This window comes from Methanobrevibacter sp. UBA188 (genome assembly GCF_905234905.1).
Lineage (GTDB): Archaea > Methanobacteriota > Methanobacteria > Methanobacteriales > Methanobacteriaceae > Methanocatella.
In genome coordinates, this window is sequence record NZ_CAJOJM010000060.1 from 17472 (window position 1) to 18443 (window position 972).

At 28.8% G+C, this 972-nt stretch carries 2 protein-coding genes; both read right to left on the reverse strand.

Annotated elements, in window-relative coordinates:
* On the reverse strand, positions 1–368 hold a 368-nt coding region (locus QZ143_RS08865), incomplete at its 3' end, for an adenylyltransferase/cytidyltransferase family protein (protein WP_292883327.1).
* Between the two features lie 144 nt (positions 369–512).
* Positions 513–972 (reverse strand): CDP-glycerol glycerophosphotransferase family protein (locus QZ143_RS08870; protein ID WP_292883330.1); only part of this gene is annotated, 460 nt, incomplete at its 5' end.

Sequence of the window (972 nt, forward strand, 5' to 3'; positions counted from 1 at the left end):
CTTAACTGTGTACTTGAAACGCCTTTTGTCCTTTCGAGGTAGACCACTTCACAGTATTCATTCAGATAGTCAAATTTCCCCAGCCAATCAGATCCGATAACGAACTTGTCAATGTCATATTTTTTGATGTCTTCGATTTTTTGCCCATCATACTCCTCGACTATTATTTCATCAGCCAATCCTGAATTTTTAACATTATCAATCCTTTCAACAAGAGATTGAGAAACATTAAGTTTGCCCCTTCCTTTATCATAATGTTCTGATGTCACTCCAACTATTAAATAGTCTCCCAAGTCCTTGGCTCTTTTCAATATATTATAATGTCCTTCATGAAATAAGTCGAATGTTCCATATGTTATCACTTTCATAATTATCACAATTATTGACCTTAAGTATCTATTTGAAATTAATTAATAAAATAATTTATGTTATGTTAAAAATTCGAAATGATATTTGAGTTGATTTGGAGAATATTACCTTTGTGAATATTAAAATATGATACATATATATTTTCAATGGCTTTTAATCCATTCATAACATCTTTTTGAATTGTTTTTATCATGATATTTGAAGAATGCATCGACATTATCCCTGAATTTGTCCTCCATGGTGCAGTCATTGTCGATATATTCGATAACTTTTTCAACCAATTTATCTTCATCTTTAATTATTTCTCCGAATCCAGATTTTTCTTCATCAAAATAATTTGTTTCAACATCAAAGTGATAATCATCACCATATTGATAGTAAATAACAGGTTTTTTAAGATAAGCGAAATCAAAGGCTACGGAAGAATAATCCGTTATCATTAAAGCACAATCACATATTATATCATGATACTTAGTAACATCATCAAATATTATGTTTTCATTTTTATCAAACAGATTCAAGTATTCAGCAATTCTTGGATGCATTTTAAAGACAATTTCATATCCTTTATCATTTGCATAGTTAATTAACTTTTCATTATTT